13 protein-coding genes are annotated in these 16,915 nt (G+C 69.6%); 5 read left to right on the plus strand and 8 right to left on the minus strand.

The genetic code is table 11. The features are described from left to right. Complete coding sequence (locus LUX31_RS09265) at window positions 1-1,275, plus strand: sulfate adenylyltransferase subunit 1 (protein WP_235474305.1); 1,275 nt, start codon at window positions 1-3, stop codon at window positions 1,273-1,275. On the opposite strand, the gene LUX31_RS09270 is transcribed toward LUX31_RS09265, so the two are convergent. Together LUX31_RS09270 and LUX31_RS09275 are read right to left on the minus strand one after the other, a co-directional pair. Continuing rightward, on the minus strand, window positions 1,264-3,657 hold the full coding sequence (locus LUX31_RS09270; protein ID WP_235474306.1) for a bifunctional salicylyl-CoA 5-hydroxylase/oxidoreductase: 2,394 nt from the start codon (window positions 3,655-3,657) through the stop codon (window positions 1,264-1,266). The genes LUX31_RS09265 and LUX31_RS09270 overlap by 12 nt on opposite strands. Then, complete coding sequence (locus LUX31_RS09275) at window positions 3,654-4,484, minus strand: enoyl-CoA hydratase family protein (protein ID WP_235474307.1); 831 nt, start codon at window positions 4,482-4,484, stop codon at window positions 3,654-3,656. Before LUX31_RS09275 ends, LUX31_RS09270 begins: the two co-directional genes overlap by 4 nt. A 260-nt stretch (window positions 4,485-4,744) precedes the next feature. Here LUX31_RS09275 and LUX31_RS09280 point away from each other — a divergent pair, with 260 nt between their 5' ends. Continuing rightward, a complete protein-coding gene (locus LUX31_RS09280) occupies window positions 4,745-5,197 on the plus strand; it encodes an ATP-binding protein (RefSeq protein ID WP_235474308.1) in 453 nt (150 codons plus the stop codon). 265 nt (window positions 5,198-5,462) lie between these two features. On the opposite strand, the gene argF is transcribed toward LUX31_RS09280, so the two are convergent. Next, window positions 5,463-6,473, minus strand: a complete 1,011-nt coding sequence (gene argF, locus LUX31_RS09285) for an ornithine carbamoyltransferase (protein WP_235474309.1) — start codon at window positions 6,471-6,473, stop codon at window positions 5,463-5,465. A 91-nt stretch (window positions 6,474-6,564) separates the two neighbouring features. Further along, complete coding sequence (locus LUX31_RS09290; RefSeq protein ID WP_235474310.1) at window positions 6,565-7,791, minus strand: arginine deiminase; 1,227 nt, start codon at window positions 7,789-7,791, stop codon at window positions 6,565-6,567. A 254-nt stretch (window positions 7,792-8,045) separates the two neighbouring features. Here LUX31_RS09290 and LUX31_RS09295 point away from each other — a divergent pair, with 254 nt between their 5' ends. Continuing rightward, window positions 8,046-9,047 (plus strand): SPFH domain-containing protein, encoded by a 1,002-nt coding sequence (locus LUX31_RS09295; protein WP_235479851.1) that lies wholly within the window; start codon window positions 8,046-8,048, stop codon window positions 9,045-9,047. After that, on the plus strand, window positions 9,044-9,952 hold the full coding sequence (locus LUX31_RS09300; RefSeq protein ID WP_235474311.1) for a hypothetical protein: 909 nt from the start codon (window positions 9,044-9,046) through the stop codon (window positions 9,950-9,952). Before LUX31_RS09295 ends, LUX31_RS09300 begins: the two co-directional genes overlap by 4 nt. A 201-nt stretch (window positions 9,953-10,153) precedes the next feature. Here LUX31_RS09300 and LUX31_RS09305 read toward each other — a convergent pair whose 3' ends face one another. The 3 genes from LUX31_RS09305 to LUX31_RS09315 form a co-directional block, all read right to left on the minus strand. After that, a complete protein-coding gene (locus LUX31_RS09305; protein WP_235474312.1) occupies window positions 10,154-12,769 on the minus strand; it encodes a polynucleotide kinase-phosphatase in 2,616 nt (871 codons plus the stop codon). Beyond that, window positions 12,766-14,250 (minus strand): 3' terminal RNA ribose 2'-O-methyltransferase Hen1, encoded by a 1,485-nt coding sequence (locus LUX31_RS09310; RefSeq protein ID WP_235474313.1) that lies wholly within the window; start codon window positions 14,248-14,250, stop codon window positions 12,766-12,768. The genes LUX31_RS09305 and LUX31_RS09310 overlap by 4 nt, the downstream gene beginning before the upstream one ends. 257 nt (window positions 14,251-14,507) lie before the next feature. Continuing rightward, on the minus strand, window positions 14,508-15,431 hold the full coding sequence (locus tag LUX31_RS09315) for an LLM class F420-dependent oxidoreductase (protein ID WP_235474314.1): 924 nt from the start codon (window positions 15,429-15,431) through the stop codon (window positions 14,508-14,510). Window positions 15,432-15,701: 270 nt separating this feature from the next. Here LUX31_RS09315 and LUX31_RS09320 point away from each other — a divergent pair, with 270 nt between their 5' ends. Further along, window positions 15,702-15,866, plus strand: coding sequence for a hypothetical protein (locus LUX31_RS09320; protein WP_235474315.1), 165 nt, complete (start codon window positions 15,702-15,704; stop codon window positions 15,864-15,866). 220 nt (window positions 15,867-16,086) lie between these two features. Here LUX31_RS09320 and LUX31_RS09325 read toward each other — a convergent pair whose 3' ends face one another. After that, complete coding sequence (locus tag LUX31_RS09325; RefSeq protein ID WP_235474316.1) at window positions 16,087-16,470, minus strand: PIN domain-containing protein; 384 nt, start codon at window positions 16,468-16,470, stop codon at window positions 16,087-16,089. Window positions 16,471-16,915 lie beyond the last annotated feature (445 nt).

A 16,915-nucleotide genomic window follows, 5' to 3' on the forward strand; every position in this document is an offset into this window, starting at 1 on the left:
ATGAGCAGCACCATCGACACCATCGATACGGCTGTCACGATCGACACTCTGCGGTTCGCGACCGCCGGTTCCGTGGACGACGGCAAGTCCACCCTCGTGGGCCGGCTGCTGCACGACTCCAAGTCGGTGCTGGCCGACCAGTTGGAGGCAGTGGAGCGCGTCTCGGCTTCACGGGGGCAGGAGGCCCCTGACCTCGCCCTGCTGACGGACGGCCTGCGCGCCGAGCGCGAACAGGGCATCACCATCGACGTGGCCTACCGCTACTTCGCCACGCCGAAGCGCCGCTTCATCCTCGCCGACACTCCTGGGCATGTGCAGTACACCCGCAACATGGTGACGGGTGCCTCCACGGCCGACCTGGCGATCATCCTCGTCGACGCCCGCAACGGCGTGGTCGAGCAGACCCGGCGGCACGCGGCCGTGGCGGCCCTGCTGCGGGTCCCGCACATCGTGCTGGCCGTCAACAAGATGGACCTGGTGGGGTACGAGGAGGAGCGGTTCGACAGGATCGTCACCGAATTCGCCGCGTACGCGGATGAGTTGGGAGGTGAGTTGGGGGTGGGCGGCTTCACCCCGATCCCCGTCTCGGCACTCGCCGGCGACAACGTCGTGGACCCCTCCACCCACATGGACTGGTACGGCGGCCCGGCGCTCCTCGACCACCTGGAGAACGCCCCGGTGGGCGGCGACCCCGCTGACGCCCCGGCCCGCTTCCCCGTCCAGTACGTGATCCGGCACGACGAAGTCCGCCACTACGCCGGGCAGTTGGTGTCCGGCTCGCTACGGGTCGGCGACCGGGTGACCGTCCACCCGTCCGGGGAGACCTCCGAAATCACCGGCATCAATGTGCTGGGTACGGCGGCCCCTACCGCACACGCACCCCAGTCGATCAGCATCCGCCTGGCCGACCAACGGGACGTCTCGCGCGGGGACATGCTCACCGCCGGTGCGGACGCGCCCGCGCTCACGCAGGACGTCCGCGCGTCCGTCTGCCATCTCACCGACCGCCGACTGCGCGTCGGCGACCGGGTCCTGCTGAAGCACACGACCCGTACGGTCAAGGCCGTGGTCAAGGACCTCGGCGGGGCGACCGAGTTGGCGGCGAACGACCTGGGCCGCATCACCCTGCGCACCGCCGAGCCACTCGCCCTCGACGACTACGCGGTGTCCCGCCACACGGGTGCGTTCCTGCTGGTCGATCCGGCGGACGGCACGACGCTGACGGCAGGGATGGCCGAGGTAACTGTGGGTGTGGGGCAGAGGTCAACTCCCTAGTGTGAGCCGGGGTTTGGGGGCGTCCGTGCGTCCGGTGCGGGGGCGTCGGCTGCCCGCGCGGTACGGCGCCGGCCAGACGACGCCCGGACCCTCGTACCCCTGCTCGGCCGCCGCGTGCAGGGTCCAGTTCGGGTCGTAGAGATGGGGGCGGGCAAGGGCGCACAGGTCCGTACGGCCCGCCAGGATCAGGGAGTTGACGTCGTCCCAGGAGGAGATCGCGCCGACGGCGATCACCGGGGCGCCGGTCTCGTGGCGGATGCGGTCGGCGAACGGGGTCTGGTAGGAACGGCCGTACTCCGGACGCTCGTCGGCCACGACCTGCCCGGTCGACACGTCGATCGCGTCGGCGCCGTGGTCGACGAAGGCCCGCGCGATCGTGACGGCGTCCTCAGCCGTGGTACCCCCGTCGGCCCAGTCGGTGGCCGAGATACGAACGGTCATGGGCCGCTCGTCCGGCCACACCTCCCGTACGGCGTCGAAGACTTCGAGGGGGAAGCGGAGACGGGCGGCGAGCGGCCCGCCGTACACGTCCGTGCGGTGGTTGGTGAGCGGGGAGAGGAAGCCGGAGAGCAAGTAGCCGTGCGCGCAGTGGAGTTCGAGGAGATCGAAGTCCGCGTCGGCGGCTCGGCGGGCGGCTGCGGTGAACTGCTCGCGGATGGCGGCGAGTTGGGTGCGGGTGAGTTCGTGCGGGGTCTGGCTGCCGGGTCGGTACGGGATCGGGGAGGCCGCGACGAGCGGCCAGTTGCCGTCGCCCGCCAGCGGCTCGTCCATGCCCTCCCACATCAGCTTCGTAGAGCCCTTGCGGCCGGAGTGGCCGAGCTGGATGCCGAGTGCGGTGCCGGGGGCCTGGGAGTGGATGAATGTGGCTATTCGCCGCCAGGCTTCCGCCTGTTGGTCGGTGTAAAGGCCGGCGCAGCCCGGGGTGATGCGCCCTTCGGCACTCACGCACACCATCTCGGTCATCACCAGTCCGGCGCCGCCGAGCGCGCGGGCTCCCAGGTGGACGAGGTGGAAGTCGCCGGGGACGCCGTCGGTGGCCGAGTACATGTCCATGGGGGACACGACGACACGGTTGCGGAGGGTCAGTCCGCGCAGCCGGAAGGGCGTGAACATGGGTGGGGTGGCGGGCGGGCAGCCGAACTCCCGCTCCACGGCGGCGGTGAAGTGCGGATCGCGCAGCCGCAGGTTGTCGTGGGTGACGCGGCGGCTACGGGTGAGGAGGTTGAACGCGAACTGGCGGGGCGGCTGGTCGAGATAGAGGGGCAGGTTCTCGAACCACTCCAGACTGGCGCGGGCCGCCCGTTGCGTGGATTCGACAACAGGCCGCCGCTCCTCCTCGTACGCCGCCAGCGCCTCGGCGAGCGTCGGCCGCTCCTCCAGACAGGCGGCGAGCGCGAGGGCGTCCTCGACGGCGAGCTTGGTGCCGGAGCCGATGGAGAAGTGGGCGGTGTGGGCGGCGTCCCCGAGGAGGACGACGTTGCCGTGGGACCAGCGGTCGTTGACGACCGTACGGAAGGTGGTCCAGGTGGACTTGTTGGCGCGCAGGGGGCGTCCGCCGAGGGCGTCGGCGAAGATTTTCGCGCAGCGGTCGACGGAGGGGCCTGTGTTCGATTCGTTCGGTTCGTTTTCGTTTTCGTTTTCGTTGAAGCCTGCTGCCCGCCATACCTCTTCCCGCATCTCGACGATCACGGTCGAGGCGTCGGGGGCGTACGGGTATCCGTGGAGCTGCATCACGCCGTGCTCCGTCTCCGCGATCTCGAAGCGGAAGGCGTCGAAGGCGAAGTCGGCAGCGAGCCAGAGGTAGCGGCAGCGGTGGGTGGTCAGCCGGGGCCGGAACTCCTGGGCGTAGGCCTCGCGTGTGGTGCTGTGGACTCCGTCGGCGGCGATGACCAGGTCGTACGTCTCCGCCAGCCACGCCGGGTACGGCGCCTCCGTACGGAAGCGCAGCTCGACGCCGAGTTCGCGGCAGCGGGCGTGCAGGATTTCCAGGAGCTGTTGTCTGCCTAGGGCGGCGAAGCCGTGTCCTCCGGAGGTGTGGCGGGTGGTGCGGTGGACGATGTCTATGTCGTCCCAGCGGGTGAAGTGCTGTTGCAGGGCTTCGTAGACGGCGGGGTCGGCGTGTTCTATGCCGCCGAGGGTTTCGTCGGAGAGGACGACGCCGAAGCCGAAGGTGTCGTCGGGGGCGTTGCGTTCCCAGAGGGTGATTTTGCGGGTGGGGTCGAGGCGTTTGAGGAGGGCGGCGGCGTAGAGGCCGCCTGGGCCGCCGCCGATGATCGCGATGCGTTTGGGGTGGCTGGTCCTTGTCGGCGGCTGCGGGTGCGCTGTGGCTGGTCGCGCAGTTCCCCGCGCCCCTAGGTGGGCTGCCCCTGAAGTCGGATTCATTTGCCGCGCCACTTCGGGGGGCGCTTCTGCGTGAACGCCTGGTGGAATTCCTTGTAGTCCTCGCCGGTCATGAGGAGGGCCTGAGTGGCGGCGTCAAGCTCCACCGATGCCGCCAAGGGCATGTCGAGTTCGGCGGTGAGGAGGGCTTTGGTCTGGGCGTATGCGAGGGCCGGGCCCTCGGCGAGGCGGTGGGCCAGGGTTTTGGCGGCCTCGTCGGCTCGGCCCTCGTCGGTGAGTTCGCTGATGAGGCCGATGCGTTCGGCCTCGGGGGCGCGTACGGGTTCGCCGAGCATCAGGAGGCGGGTCGCGTGGCCGAGTCCGACGACCCGGGGCAGCAGGTAGGCGGCGCCCATGTCGCCGCCGGAGAGGCCGACCCGGGTGAAGAGGAAGGCGAAGCGGGCACTGGGGTCGGCGACGCGGAAGTCGGCGGCCAGGGCGAGGACCGCTCCGGCGCCCGCCGCCACGCCGTGCACCGCCGCGATCACCGGGAACGGGCACTCCCGTACGGCCCGTACGACCTGCCCGGTCATCCGGTTGAAGTCGAGCAGCTGGGCGGTGTCCATGGACAGGGTCGCGCCGATGATCTCGTCGACGTCGCCGCCCGAGCAGAAGCCGCGGCCCTCCCCGGCCAGCACCAGCGCCCGTACGGACCGATCCCGGGACAGCTCGGCGAGCAGATCGCGCAGGTCGGCGTAGGCGCCGAAGGTGAGGGCGTTGAGTTTCTCGGGGCGGGCGAGGGTGACGGTGGCCACGCCGGTGGGGGCGAGGTCGAGGCGGATGTGGTGCCAGGTGGAGGTGCGGGGGGTCGAGCCGGTGAAAGGACTCACCATTCGAAGTTATCACTCATCCATGACTGTCGTCATGAGTGCGCGATAGGGGTGGTGGGGCGCGCGGTCTGTTTCGGTGATCCGGGCGCGTCACGAGGTGTCAATAGCGCGGTAACAGTGGGAGTGGTTGTGGGAGACGGGCCGTTGGTCTGGGTAAGCCGACGGTGAGCGGGGCCCAAGGTCCCGTGCGGCGCCCGACAAATGCCTCTGCCGGACCTCGCCGTACCATTCCTATTGTTGAAAGCAGGACAGCCTGCTCCATGAACGGAACCGCCTTGCAAGAGCCCTCCGCCCCCGCCTCCTGGCGTATCGCCCTGCCGCACACCGCCGCGGCGGTGCCCGTCGCCCGTGCGCTGGTCCGTACGGCCCTGGCCGAGCTGGAACACGCGGCGGCGGACTGCGACACGGCGGAGCTGCTCACCGCGGAGCTGGTGGCCAACGCCGTGGAGCACACGGCGGGGGACGCGCCGATAGAGCTGGTGGTGGAGCTGATGCCGAACAGCTGCCAGGTCGAGGTGCACGATCCCGATCCGGCGCCGCCGGGGAATCTGACGCGGCCGGTGTCCGAGGAGCCGGATCCCTGGCAGGAACATGGTCGGGGGTTGCTGCTGATCCGCACACTGAGCTCGTCCTGCGGCCACCGGGCCACGGAATCGGGCAAGGCGGTGTGGTTCAGGGTGCCGGTGGTACCGGCGCAGTGGCGTCGTTCGTAGGGTTTTCTTCGCCCCCGCCGCCCCTACCCGTCCCATCCCGTTCCTGGGGGCTCCGCCCCCAGACCCCCGCTGTCGGCCTGAACGGCCTCGTCCTCAAACGCCGGACGGGCTGGATGGTGCCGGCCGGGGCTTGATCTTTCAGCCCAGGCCCAGGCATTTCAGCCCGTCCGGCGTTTGAGGACGAGCGCGTTTTAGCGCGATACGGGGGTTCGGGGGCGGAGCCCCCGAGGATGGGACGGGTAGGGGCGGCGGGGGCGAGGAAACTTCACGCCAGCGTCGCGACCAGCACCGCCTTGATCGTGTGCAGCCGGTTCTCCGCCTCGTCGAAGACGACGGAATGCGCCGACTCGAACACCTCGTCCGTGACCTCCAGCGACTCCAGACCGTACGTCTCGTATATCTCGCGCCCGACCTTCGTACCGAGATCATGAAACGCCGGCAGACAGTGCAGGAACTTCACGTCCGCGTTCCCCGTCGCCCGCAGCACATCCATCGTCACGGCATACGAAGCCAGCGCAGCGATCCGCTCCGCCCACACACCCTTCGACTCCCCCATCGACACCCACACATCGGTGGCGACGAAGTCGACACCGAGCACGCCCTCCGGCACCGACTCCGTCAGCGTCACCCGCGCCCCACTCGCCTCCGCCAGCTTCCGCGCGTCGGCGACGACATCCTCGGCGGGCCAGTACGCCCGCGGCGCGACGATCCGTACGTCCATGCCGAGCAGCGCACCGGTGATCAGATACGAGTTCCCCATGTTGAAGCGGGCGTCGCCGAGGTAGGCGAAGGCGATCTCCTTCAACGACCTGCCGCCGCCGTGTTCGATCATCGTCAGTACGTCGGCCAGCATCTGGGTGGGATGCCAGTCGTCGGTCAGCCCGTTGAACACCGGCACGCCCGCGTACGCCGCCAGCTCCTCCACCGCCGCCTGACTGTCACCCCGGAACTCGATCCCGTCGTACATCCGCCCGAGCACCCGAGCCGTGTCCTTCACCGACTCCTTGTGCCCAATCTGCGAGCCCGACGGGTCGAGGTACGTCGTCGAGGCACCCTGATCCGCCGCCGCGACCTCGAACGCACAGCGCGTACGCGTCGAAGTCTTCTCGAAGATCAGCGCGATGTTCTTGCCTGCCAGATACCGCGTCTCGGTCCCGGCCTTCTTCGCCGCCTTCAGCTCCGCGGCGAGATCGAGCAGCCCACGGAACTCCTCCTCGGTGAAGTCCAGCTCCTTGAGGAAGTGGCGCCCGGCGAGGGCGGTCGGGACAGTCGCCATGGGGGCGCTCCAAGTGATCCGGCAGTACGTACATGACATAGACGAATGGAAGTCTATACGACTCCTTACATTTATATACGGCCAGATTCTCCTAGGTCACGGCATCCCGCTGCACCGGGCAGCTCATACACCGCGGCCCACCCCTCCCCCGCCCCAGCTCACTGCCCGGGATCTCTATCACCTCGATGCCCTGCTTCCGCAGATGCGTGTTCGTGGTCGCGTTGCGCTCGTACGCGACCACGACTCCCGGCTCGACAGCGAGGACGTTGCAGCCGTCGTCCCACTGCTCGCGCTCGGCCGCGTGCACGTCCTGGGTCGCGGTCAGGACACGGATCTCGCTGAGGCCGAGTGCTGCGGCGATCGCCCGGTGCATGTGCTCCGGCGGATGGTCGGTGACCTTCAACTCCTTGTCCCCGACGCCCGGTTCGATGGTGTACGAGCGGAGCATGCCGAGCCCGGCGTACTGGGTGAAGGTGTCTCCGTCGACCATCGTCATCACGGTGTCGAGGTGCATGAACGCGCGCCGCTTGGGCATGTCGAGCGCCACGATCGTCTCGGCGGACCCGGCGGCGAAGAGCTTGTGCGCGAGCATCTCGACCGCCTGGGGCGTGGTGCGCTCGCTCATCCCGATGAGTACGGCGCCGTTGCCGATGACGAGGACGTCCCCGCCCTCGATGGTGGAGGGGTAGTCCGCCTGCCCCTCCGACCAGAGGCGGAAGGTTTCGCCACGGAAGAGGGGATGGTGCCGGTAGATCGCCTCGAAGTGCACGGTCTCCCGCTGGCGGGCCGGCCAGCGCATCGCGTTGATGGAGACGCCGTCGTAGATCCAGGCCGAGGTGTCACGGGTGAAGAGGTGGTTGGGGAGGGGGCCGAGGAGGAAGTCGTCCAGCTCCATGACATGGAAGCGGACCGAGGTCGGCTCCGCGTGCGCGGCGAGGAACTCGCGCTTGGTGATGCCGCCGATGAGCAGCTCGGCCAGCTCGGCGGCGGGCAGGTTCTCGAAGGCGGCCCGGAGATGGTCGGTGGCGAGCGGGCCGTACTCCTTCTCGTCGAAGACGCGGTCCAGTACGAGTGTCCGGGCCACCGGGATCGCCAGGGCTTCGGTGAGCAGGTCGCCGAAGAGATGGACGGCGACGCCCCGGTCGCGCAGGACGTCGGCGAAACCGTCATGCTCGGCGCGCGCACGGCGCACCCACAGCAGGTCGTCGAAGAGAAGGGCGTCCTTATTACTGGGGGTGAGCCTTTTGAGCTCTAGGTCCGGCCGGTGCAGGATGACGCGGCGCAGCCGCCCGGCCTCGGAGTCGACATGGAATCCCATACCCCCATCCTGACCACTCCGCATCGCGTTCACCCACTGGTCGGCGGATATCCGGCGGATACAGGGGTAACCCTCGCCACACCACTCCCCCCGCCACTCCTCCCACCCCACCTCACCCCGCCCCATCTCGTCCCCTTGACGATAAGCAGATGGACCGAATATCGTCTACTTGACGACAAGTGGTGCGGAGGGCGCGTCGCCGGCACACGGACGGCGCGCCCTCCGCACCGGACGAGGGGATGGACGACAGGCACATGGCCGACATCACCCGGCGCCTCGGCTGGCGCCATCTGCGAGGCACGCCCACGGCCCACATCCGCCACCAACGCTCCGGCCGACTGGCGCACGACGGTCCCGGGCTCAGCTTCTGGTTCCGCGCGCTGACCGCCACGCTGTCCGAAGTCCCGGTCGACGACCGGGAGTTGGCGATGACCTTCCATGCCCGTACGTCCGACTTCCAGGACGTGGCGGTCCAGGCGACCGTCACCTACCGCGTCAGCGACCCCGCCCTCGCCGCCACCCGCCTCGACTTCTCCGTCGACCCGGACACGGGCATCTGGCGGGGCGCGCCCCTGGAGCAGCTGGCCACACTGCTGACGGAGACGGCCCAGCAGCACGCCCTGGACGTCCTGGCCCGTACGCCGTTGGCGGCCGCGCTGGTCGACGGGGTGGCGTCGGTGCGGGAACGGGTCGCGGCGGGGCTGGGCGCCGAGCCGCGCCTCCCGGCCACGGGCATCGAGGTGGTGGCCGTACGGGTGGTGGCGCTGCGGCCGGAACCCGAGGTGGAGCGGGCGCTCCGCACCCCGGCCCGCGAGCAGATCCAGCAGGAGGCCGACCGGGCGACGTACGAACGCCGAGCGGTGGCCGTGGAACGCGAGCGGACCATCGCCGAGAACGAACTGGCCAGCCAGATCGAACTCGCCAGGAGGGAGGAGCAGTTGGTCGACCAGCGGGGTACGAACGCCCGCCGGGAGGCCGAGGAGTACGCGGCGGCCGACGCGGTACGGGCGGACGCGGAAGCGGCACGAGTGGTACGGCTGGCGGAGGCGGAGGCCGCGAGCGTGCGGGGCGTGGGCGAAGCGCGAGCCGAGGCCCAGGCGGCGTGGCTGCGTGCCCACGCCGACGCGGACGTGGCGCTGCTGCACGCCCTGACGGGCACGCGGCTCGCGGAGAACCTGCCCCGCATCGACAGTGTGACGGTGTCACCGGACGTCCTGACCGGCCTGCTGGCCAGGCTGGGAGGAGCGCAGCAGTGAGCCTGGTTCCGCGGGCCGTCCTGGTCCACCGCACCACGGAGTACGAGGAGTTGGTGGCCCGACACGGCACGCACGGCCAGGCCGCCTTCTTTCTCCGTTCCCGGGGACGGGACATCGAGGAGGTGGCCGAGCGTCACCACCGCACTCGCCGGTCCATGGCGGAGGTGACTGCGGCGATCCCTCTGACATGGCGTCAAACACAGCTGGAACGGGCCGACTTGGACCGCTTCCTCTTCGCACCCGAGGACGTGGTCGTCGTGGTCGGGCAGGACGGGCTGGTGGCGAACGTCGCCAAGTACCTGGCCGGGCAGCCGGTGGTGGGCATCGACACGGACCCCGGCCGCAATCCGGGCGTCCTGGTACGCCACCGCCCGGCGGACGCCCGGACGCTCCTCGCGTCGGTACTCGCGACGGCAACAGGCGGCTCCGAACTGACCATGGTCGAGGCGGTCGCCGACGACACCCAACGACTGCTGGCCCTCAACGAGATCTACCTCGGCGCCGCCGGTCACCAGACCGCCCGCTACCGCCTGAGCCTCGACGACGACAGGGGTGTCGTCGAGGCCCAGGCCTCGTCCGGGGTGCTGGTGGGGACGGGGACCGGGGCGAGTGGGTGGTTGCGGTCGGTGTGGCAGGAACGGGGCGGTGCGGGTGCCGGTCCGCGCCTGCCGGGCCCGACGGAGGACCGGCTGGTGTGGTTCGTACGGGAGGCGTGGCCGTCTCCGGCGACCGGGACGTCGTTGGTCGCGGGCGAGCTGGGGGCCGAGGGCCGGCTCACCCTCACGGTCGAGTCCGAACGGCTGATCGCTTTCGGGGACGGGATCGAGAGCGACGCGGTGGAGTTGACGTGGGGGCAGACGGTTCGGGTGGGGGTGGGTGGGGAGAGGTTGCGGTTGGTGGGCTGACATTTTCCTCGCCCCCGCCGCCCCTACCCGTCCCTCCCCCAGAGGGGGGACCCCCATCGGGGACTCCGCCCCCGAACCCCCGCTCCTCAAACGCCGGAGGGGCTGAATACCCAGCCCGTCCGGCGTTTGAGGACAAAGGGGGTCTTGGGGGCGCAGCCCCCAGGGATGGGAACGGGTAGGGGCGGCGGGGGCGAAAAACGCCTACAGCCGCGGATCCACCGGCTCCGACTCCAGTGCCAGCACCCCGAACACCGCCTCATGCACCCGCCACAACGGCTCCCCCTCCGCCAGCCGATCCAACGCCTCCAACCCCAGCGCGTACTCCCTGATCGCAAGCGACCGCTTGTGGTTCAGGAACCGCCCCCGAAGACGCGCCAGGTTCTCGGGCCGCGTGTACTCCGGCCCGTAGATGATCCGCAGGTACTCCCGCCCCCGGCACTTGATGCCAGGCTGCACAAGCCGCCCCTTGCCGTCGCGCACAACACCACCCAGCGGCTTCACGACCATGCCCTCACCACCCCGCCCGGTCATCTCCAGCCACCAGTCCACGCCGGCCCGAACCGACTCCGCGTCCCCCGTGTCTACGTACAGCCGACGCGTCGTCTGCAGCAGCCCCGTACCGTCGTGCTCCACCAGCCGGTCCAGCAGGGCGAGTTGCTCGTCGTGCGGCAGCCCGGCCAGGCTGCGGCCCTCGGTCGCGAGGACCTGGAAGGGGGCCAGCCGGACCCCGTCGAGCCCCTCCGTCGGCCAGCAGTAGCGCCGGTAGGCCGCCGTGAACGCCGAGGCGTCCGACGCCCGTTCACGCTGGCGGGTCAGCAGGTCGCCCACGTCGACGCCTCGCGCAGCCGCACCCTCCAGGGCCGCCAGCGCACCCGGGAACACCGCCCCCGACGCGGCGCCCACCGCCGCGTACTGCGACCGCAGCAGCCCACCCGCCTTCAGCGACCACGGCATCAACTCGGCGTCCAGCAGCAGCCAGTCGGTGCCCAGCTCCTCCCACAGACCCGCCGCGTCGGCCGCCACCCGCACCCGGCGGAGGATCTCCTCGGTCACCGCCGGATCGTCGACGAACGGCCGCCCGGTACGCGTGTACAGCGCCCCCGTAGGACCCTCGGCGGCGTCCACACCGAACCGCTTCCGAGCCACCTCCCCGTCACGGCACACCAGCACCACCGCACGCGACCCCATGTGCTTCTCCTCGCACACGACCCGCTCGACCCCGTCCGCCCGGTACTGCTCGAACGCCTCCGCCGGGTGCTCCAAGTAGCTCTCCACCTGGGAGGTCGTCGTCGGAGCCATCGTCGGCGGCAGGTACGGCAGCAGCCGCGGGTCCACCGCGAAACGGCTCATGACCTCCAGGGCCGCCGCCGCGTTCTCCTCACGGACCGTGATCCGGCCCGCGTGGCGTGTCTCGACCACCCGGCGGCCGTGGACGTCCGCCAGGTCCAGCGGCCGGCCGTCGTGCCCGCCCGGTGCCTCCGGACGCAGCGGCCTGACCGGCTCGTACCAGATCTGCTCCGCCGGTACGTCGACCAGTTCGCGCTCCGGCCAGCGCAGCGCGGTCAGCTTGCCGCCGAAGACGACACCCGTGTCGAGGCAGATGGTGTTGTTCAGCCAGCTCGCCTCTGGGACAGGTGTGTGGCCGTACACGACCGCGGCCCGGCCACGGTAATCCTCCGCCCACGGGTAGCGCACCGGCAGGCCGAACTCGTCGGTCTCGCCGGTCGTTTCGCCGTACAGCGCGTGCGAGCGCACCCGGCCCGACGTACGGCCGTGGTACTTCTCGGGCAGACCGGCGTGGCAGACCACCAGCCGGCCACCGTCGAGGACGTAGTGGCTGACCAGGCCGTCGATGAACTCCCGTACCCGGGACCGGAATTCGTCGCTCTCTCCCTCCATCTGCCCGATGGTCTCGGCGAGGCCGTGGGTGTGCTGGACCTTGCGGCCCTTGAGGAAGCGGCCGTACTTGTTCTCGTGGTTGCCGGGTACGCACAGCGCGTTGCCCGAGCCGACCATGGACATCACGCGCCGCAGCACTCCCGGGCTGTCCGGGCCTCGGTCGACGAGGTCGCCCACGAAGACGGCCGTACGGCCGGCCGGGTGCACGCCGTCCTCGTAGCCCAACTTGTCGAGCAGGGAGTTGAGTTCGGCAGCGCAGCCGTGGATGTCGCCGATGATGTCGAAGGGGCCGGTGAGGTGGGTCAGGTCGTTGTAGCGCTTCTCCGTGCGGATCTCGGCGCTCTCGATCTCCTCCACTCCACGCAGGATGTGCACCTTGCGGAATCCCTCGCGCTCCAAGTGGCGCAGGGAGCGGCGGAGTTCGCGGATGTGCCGGTGGATGACCCGGCGGGGCATGTCGGCCCGGTCGGTGCGGGAGGCGTTGCGTTCGGCGCAGACGTCGTCGGGCACGTCGAGGACGATGGCGATGGGCAGGACGTCGTACTGCCGTGCCAGCTCGATGAGCTGCTTTCGGCTGCCCTCCTGGACGTTGGTCGCGTCGACGACCGTACGGCGGCCCGCCGCGAGTCGCTTGCCCGCGATGTAGTGCAGGACGTCGAAGGCGTCCCCGCTGGCGCTCTGGTCGTTCTCGTCGTCGGCGACCAGGCCTCGGCAGAAGTCCGAGGAGATGACCTCGGTCGGCTTGAAGTGCCGCCGGGCGAAAGTGGACTTGCCCGAGCCGGACGCCCCGATCAGCACGACGAGGGAGAGGTCGGTGACGGGCAGCACACGCCCCTTGTTCTCGACACTCTCGACACTCTCGATGCTCTCGGTGTTCTCGGTGTTCTCAGTGTTCTCAGTGTTCTCGACACTGCTCATGCTGCGTTCGCCTCCTTCTCCTTGTTGGCGGTCTCGGTCTCGGTCTTCATCGTGAACACGGCCATCTGTGTCGGTGGGCCGACCTCCGGGTCGTCCGGGCCGACAGGCACGAACTCCGTGTCGTAGCCGTGCCGTTCGGCCACCGTGGCCGCCCACGCCCGGAACTCCTCCCGCGTCCACTCGAAGCGGTGGTCGCTGTGGCGGCTGTGGCCGGCCGGGAGGGTCTCCCAGCGGACGTTGTACTCGACGTTCGGCGTCGTCACGAGGACCGTACGGGGGCGGGCCGCGCCGAACACCGCGTACTCCAGGGCGGGCAGGCGAGGCAGGTCGAGGTGTTCGACGACCTCGCACAGTACGGCGGCGTCGTACCCCTTGAGCCGCTTGTCGGTGTAGGCGAGCGAACCCTGGAGCAACTGGACGCGCGCCGCCTGCCGTTCGCCCATCCGGTCCAGCTTCAGCCGCCGGGAGGCGATGGTGAGCGCGCGCATCGACACATCGACACCGACGATCTCGGTGAACGCGGTGTCCTTGAGCAGCGCCTGCACCAACTGGCCCTGTCCGCACCCGAGATCGAGGACTCGGGCGGCCCCGGACGTCTTCAGCGCCGCGGTGATCGCCTCCCGGCGCTGTACGGCGAGCGGGGTGGGCCTCTCCTCCACCTCCGTCTCCTCCTCGACCGCGTTGTCGATCTCCTCGACCTCGCTGTCGTCGGTCTCGGCGAGCCGGACCAGTTCCAGCCGCTCCATCGCCTGCCGCGTGAGCGACCAACGGCGGGACAGATAGCGGCTGGTGATCAGCTTCTGCTCCGGGTGCTCGGGCAGCCAGCCCTCACCCGCCCGCAGCAGCTTGTCGACCTCGTCGGGCGCGACCCAGTAGTGCTTGGCGTCGTCGAGGACCGGCAGCAGGACGTACAGGTGGCGCAGCGCCTCGGCGAGGGTCAGCGTCTCCGATTCAAGGACGAGACGCACGTACCGCGAGTCGCCCCACTCCGGGAACTCCGGGTCCAGCGCGACCGGTTCGACCGTCATCGTCCAGCCGAGCGGCTCGAAGAGACCACGCACGAGGTCGGCGCCGCCCCGGGCCGGGACCGCGGGCACCTCGATGCGCAACGGACGTGCCTGATCCGGGAGTTCGGGCTTCGCCCGGCACTGGCCCTTCATCGCGCTGCTGAACACGGCGCTGAGCGCGACCGCGAGCAGCGAGGAGGCAGCGTACGGGCGGTCGTTGACGTACTGCGCGAGTGCCGCGTCGGGCGCGCCGCCGCGTCCCTTGCCCTTGCCGCGCCGGACCAGCGCCACCGCGTCGACCTCCAGCAGCAGCGCGGCCGTGCAGCGCTCGGCGGACGCCTCGGGGTAGAAGACGTGCGCGGTGCCGTAGGAGGTGGAGAACGTCTGCGCGTTGTCGGGATGCTTGTGCAGCAGGTACCCGAGGTCGGTCGCGGGGCGTTCGGGGGTGCCGGTGGTGCTGATCGTCAGGAACACGGTGGTTGTACCTCGAAACGGCGTCTGTACCGCCGTACGGCTCGGGGCCGCCACGGCAGTGGATGAGCGCGCTTCGGCGGTCGTGGTCCGACGGTCGCAGTGGTCTCTGCCTGCGGTGATGGCGTCTGACCTGCCCAAGCGCGTTCACACAAAGTACAGCGAACACGCAGGGCGCACTCAGGCATTTTCCACCCCGGACGGGGAGCCCTGTGGGGCCGGGAAGGGCCGAGTCACCCGACCCTCCCCCTACCGCACTGCTACGACAGCTGCGACTGCACCCGCGAGGAGATCAGCTCCAGGTGGTCCATGTCGTCGAGGTCGAGGATCTGGAGGTAGATGCGCTGGGAGCCGATCTCCGCGAACCGGCCGATCCGGTCCACGACCTCGGCCGGGGAGCCCGCCAGGCCGTTTTCCTTCAGTTCGTCAACCTCGCGGCCGATCGCGGCGGCGCGACGGGCCAGTTCCCGGTCGTCCTTGCCGACACAGACGACGAGCGCGTTCGAGTACGTCAGCTCGTCGGCCTTGCGGCCCGCCTGCTCGGCCGCCGCGCGCACCCGGCCGAACTGGCGCTCACTGTCCTCGATGGAGGCGAACGGCATGTTGAACTCGTCGGCGTACTGCGCGGTCAGCCTCGGGGTACGGGTCGCGCCGTGGCCGCCGATGAGTACGGGGATCTTGTCCTGCGCGGGCTTGGGCAGGGCGGGCGAGTCGGTGAGGTCGTAGTGCGTGCCGTGATGGCTGAACGTTTCGCCGGTTTTGGTGCCCCACAGGCCGGTGACGATCGCCAGCTGCTCTTCGAGGCGGGCGAACTTCTGCTGCGGGAAGGGGATGCCGTACGCCTTGTGCTCCTGCTCGAACCAGCCCGCGCCCAGGCCGAGTTCGACCCGGCCGCCGGACATCTGGTCGACCTGCGCGACCTGGATCGCGAGGACGCCGGGGAGGCGGAAGGTGGCTGCCGTCATCAGGGTGCCGAGGCGGATGCGCTTGGTCTCGCGGGCGAGTCCGGCGAGGGTGATCCAGGCGTCGGTGGGGCCGGGGAGGCCGTCCACGTCGCCCATGTGGAGGTAGTGGTCGGAGCGGAAAAAGGCGTCGAAACCGAGGTCCTCCGTAGCCTTCGCCACGGTGAGCAGAGTGTCGTAGGTCGCGCCTTGCTGGGGTTCGGTGAAGATGCGTAGATCCATGCTTCCATCCTGCACGCTCGAACACCGGTCAACCCCACCGGTCTCCCCTGTCCCACACCTCCCCGGGCGGGTGAAAAACCGTCAACCGCGCGTGAGGTGCGGCTCCGCGCCAGTGACCCGCCCCGGCGATGATCGTTGGCTCGGGCGGAGCCGGCCCGACCGGCGCCCGCACCGGTATCCGCCGGGCAGCCAGTTCGATTGTCGGCTCGCCCGTTTCCGGGGCGCACCCGCGTCGGCTCCCTCGGGGGCCAGGGGCCGAGGAGGCCGTCATTGTCCGAAGAAGTCGTGCCGCAGCAGGCGGGGCCCACACAGCCGAAGGGGCTGCTGCAGCAGATGGAGGAGCTGATGGCCGCACTGAACGCGGATCTGTCTGACCTTCAAGTTGAAGCGGGCTTTTCGCCCACATTCAAGGAGAATCAGCCCAGGTCAGAGTAGCCACTTACTCATGCGGCAGGCGGCGAAGCGACCCGTCGGGCCGTCAGGGAATCGCTGGCGGTCGCTCCGGCTCGCCAGCGACTCACAGACGGCCAGGTCCGCTCCCATGGTGTCCCGGGCACGGCCGGTACAGGGGACACCGGCGGGGGCAGCGATTCCTGATCTTGTCCCCCTCGTACCCCGGTACAGGACAGGCTGTCCCCGGTGGCCGGGACCTGTGTCAGCCCAGGGCCCGCCCGTCCTGCTGCGGCGGAACCTCATCGAGCGCCGTGCCCTTCTTGCGGTGCTTCTCCGGCAAGCGCACCACCTTCAGGCCCAGCTGATGAGCGCGCAGACGCATCCCGATGTCATCGGTCAGCACCCGAGCACCGGTGTCCTGGTGAAGGTTGTCCAGGTCGGCCGCGCTGCGCAGAATCGACAAGTCCACGTCCCCACCACGATCGTCGGTGTCGACCCACACCTCCAGCGTGACGCCCTCACGCAGGCGCACGGGCTCCCCAGGCCGGCTGTCCTTGAGTACACGCTCCAGGTAGCGGATGGCCGTGGCTGCCTTCCGCGCAAGGTCTCCCTGGCCGTATTTCTGCTTGTCCAAATGTCGCGCCACAGGATGTCTCCGGGCTGCTGCCAGCGGTTGAGCATGTTGGTGTCGTAGACGACGGGCAGACCGGGCCGGGCTACGAGCTTCTTCGTTGGTGACCACCGCCCGTCTGAGGTCACGCCGATTTCTGCGTTGGCTCCGGCGACAGCGAGGAGGTTCCAGTAGGCCGTGGAGTGGAAACCGGCAGCGAGATCCGGCACGGCGAACGCCTGCTTGAGCGTGGGATAGATGTCATGGACTGCATCGGTGTAGGCGCGGTACATGTCTTGTGCGCCTCGCGCATTGCCCCACGTCGTCTCCGCACGGCGGAGCACGTCGTCCGCGTAGTCCAGGGTGATCCCCGGGTTCAGTCTCATACAGAGATCCTTGCGGAGCTGAAGTCTGATGCCGAGCGAAATATGACGGAACAAGGCTTTGATCAGCTCATGCGCAGCGTCATATGGAGCGGCCC

The organism is Streptomyces sp. GQFP, from assembly GCF_021545335.1.
Classification (GTDB): Bacteria; Actinomycetota; Actinomycetes; order Streptomycetales; family Streptomycetaceae; genus Streptomyces.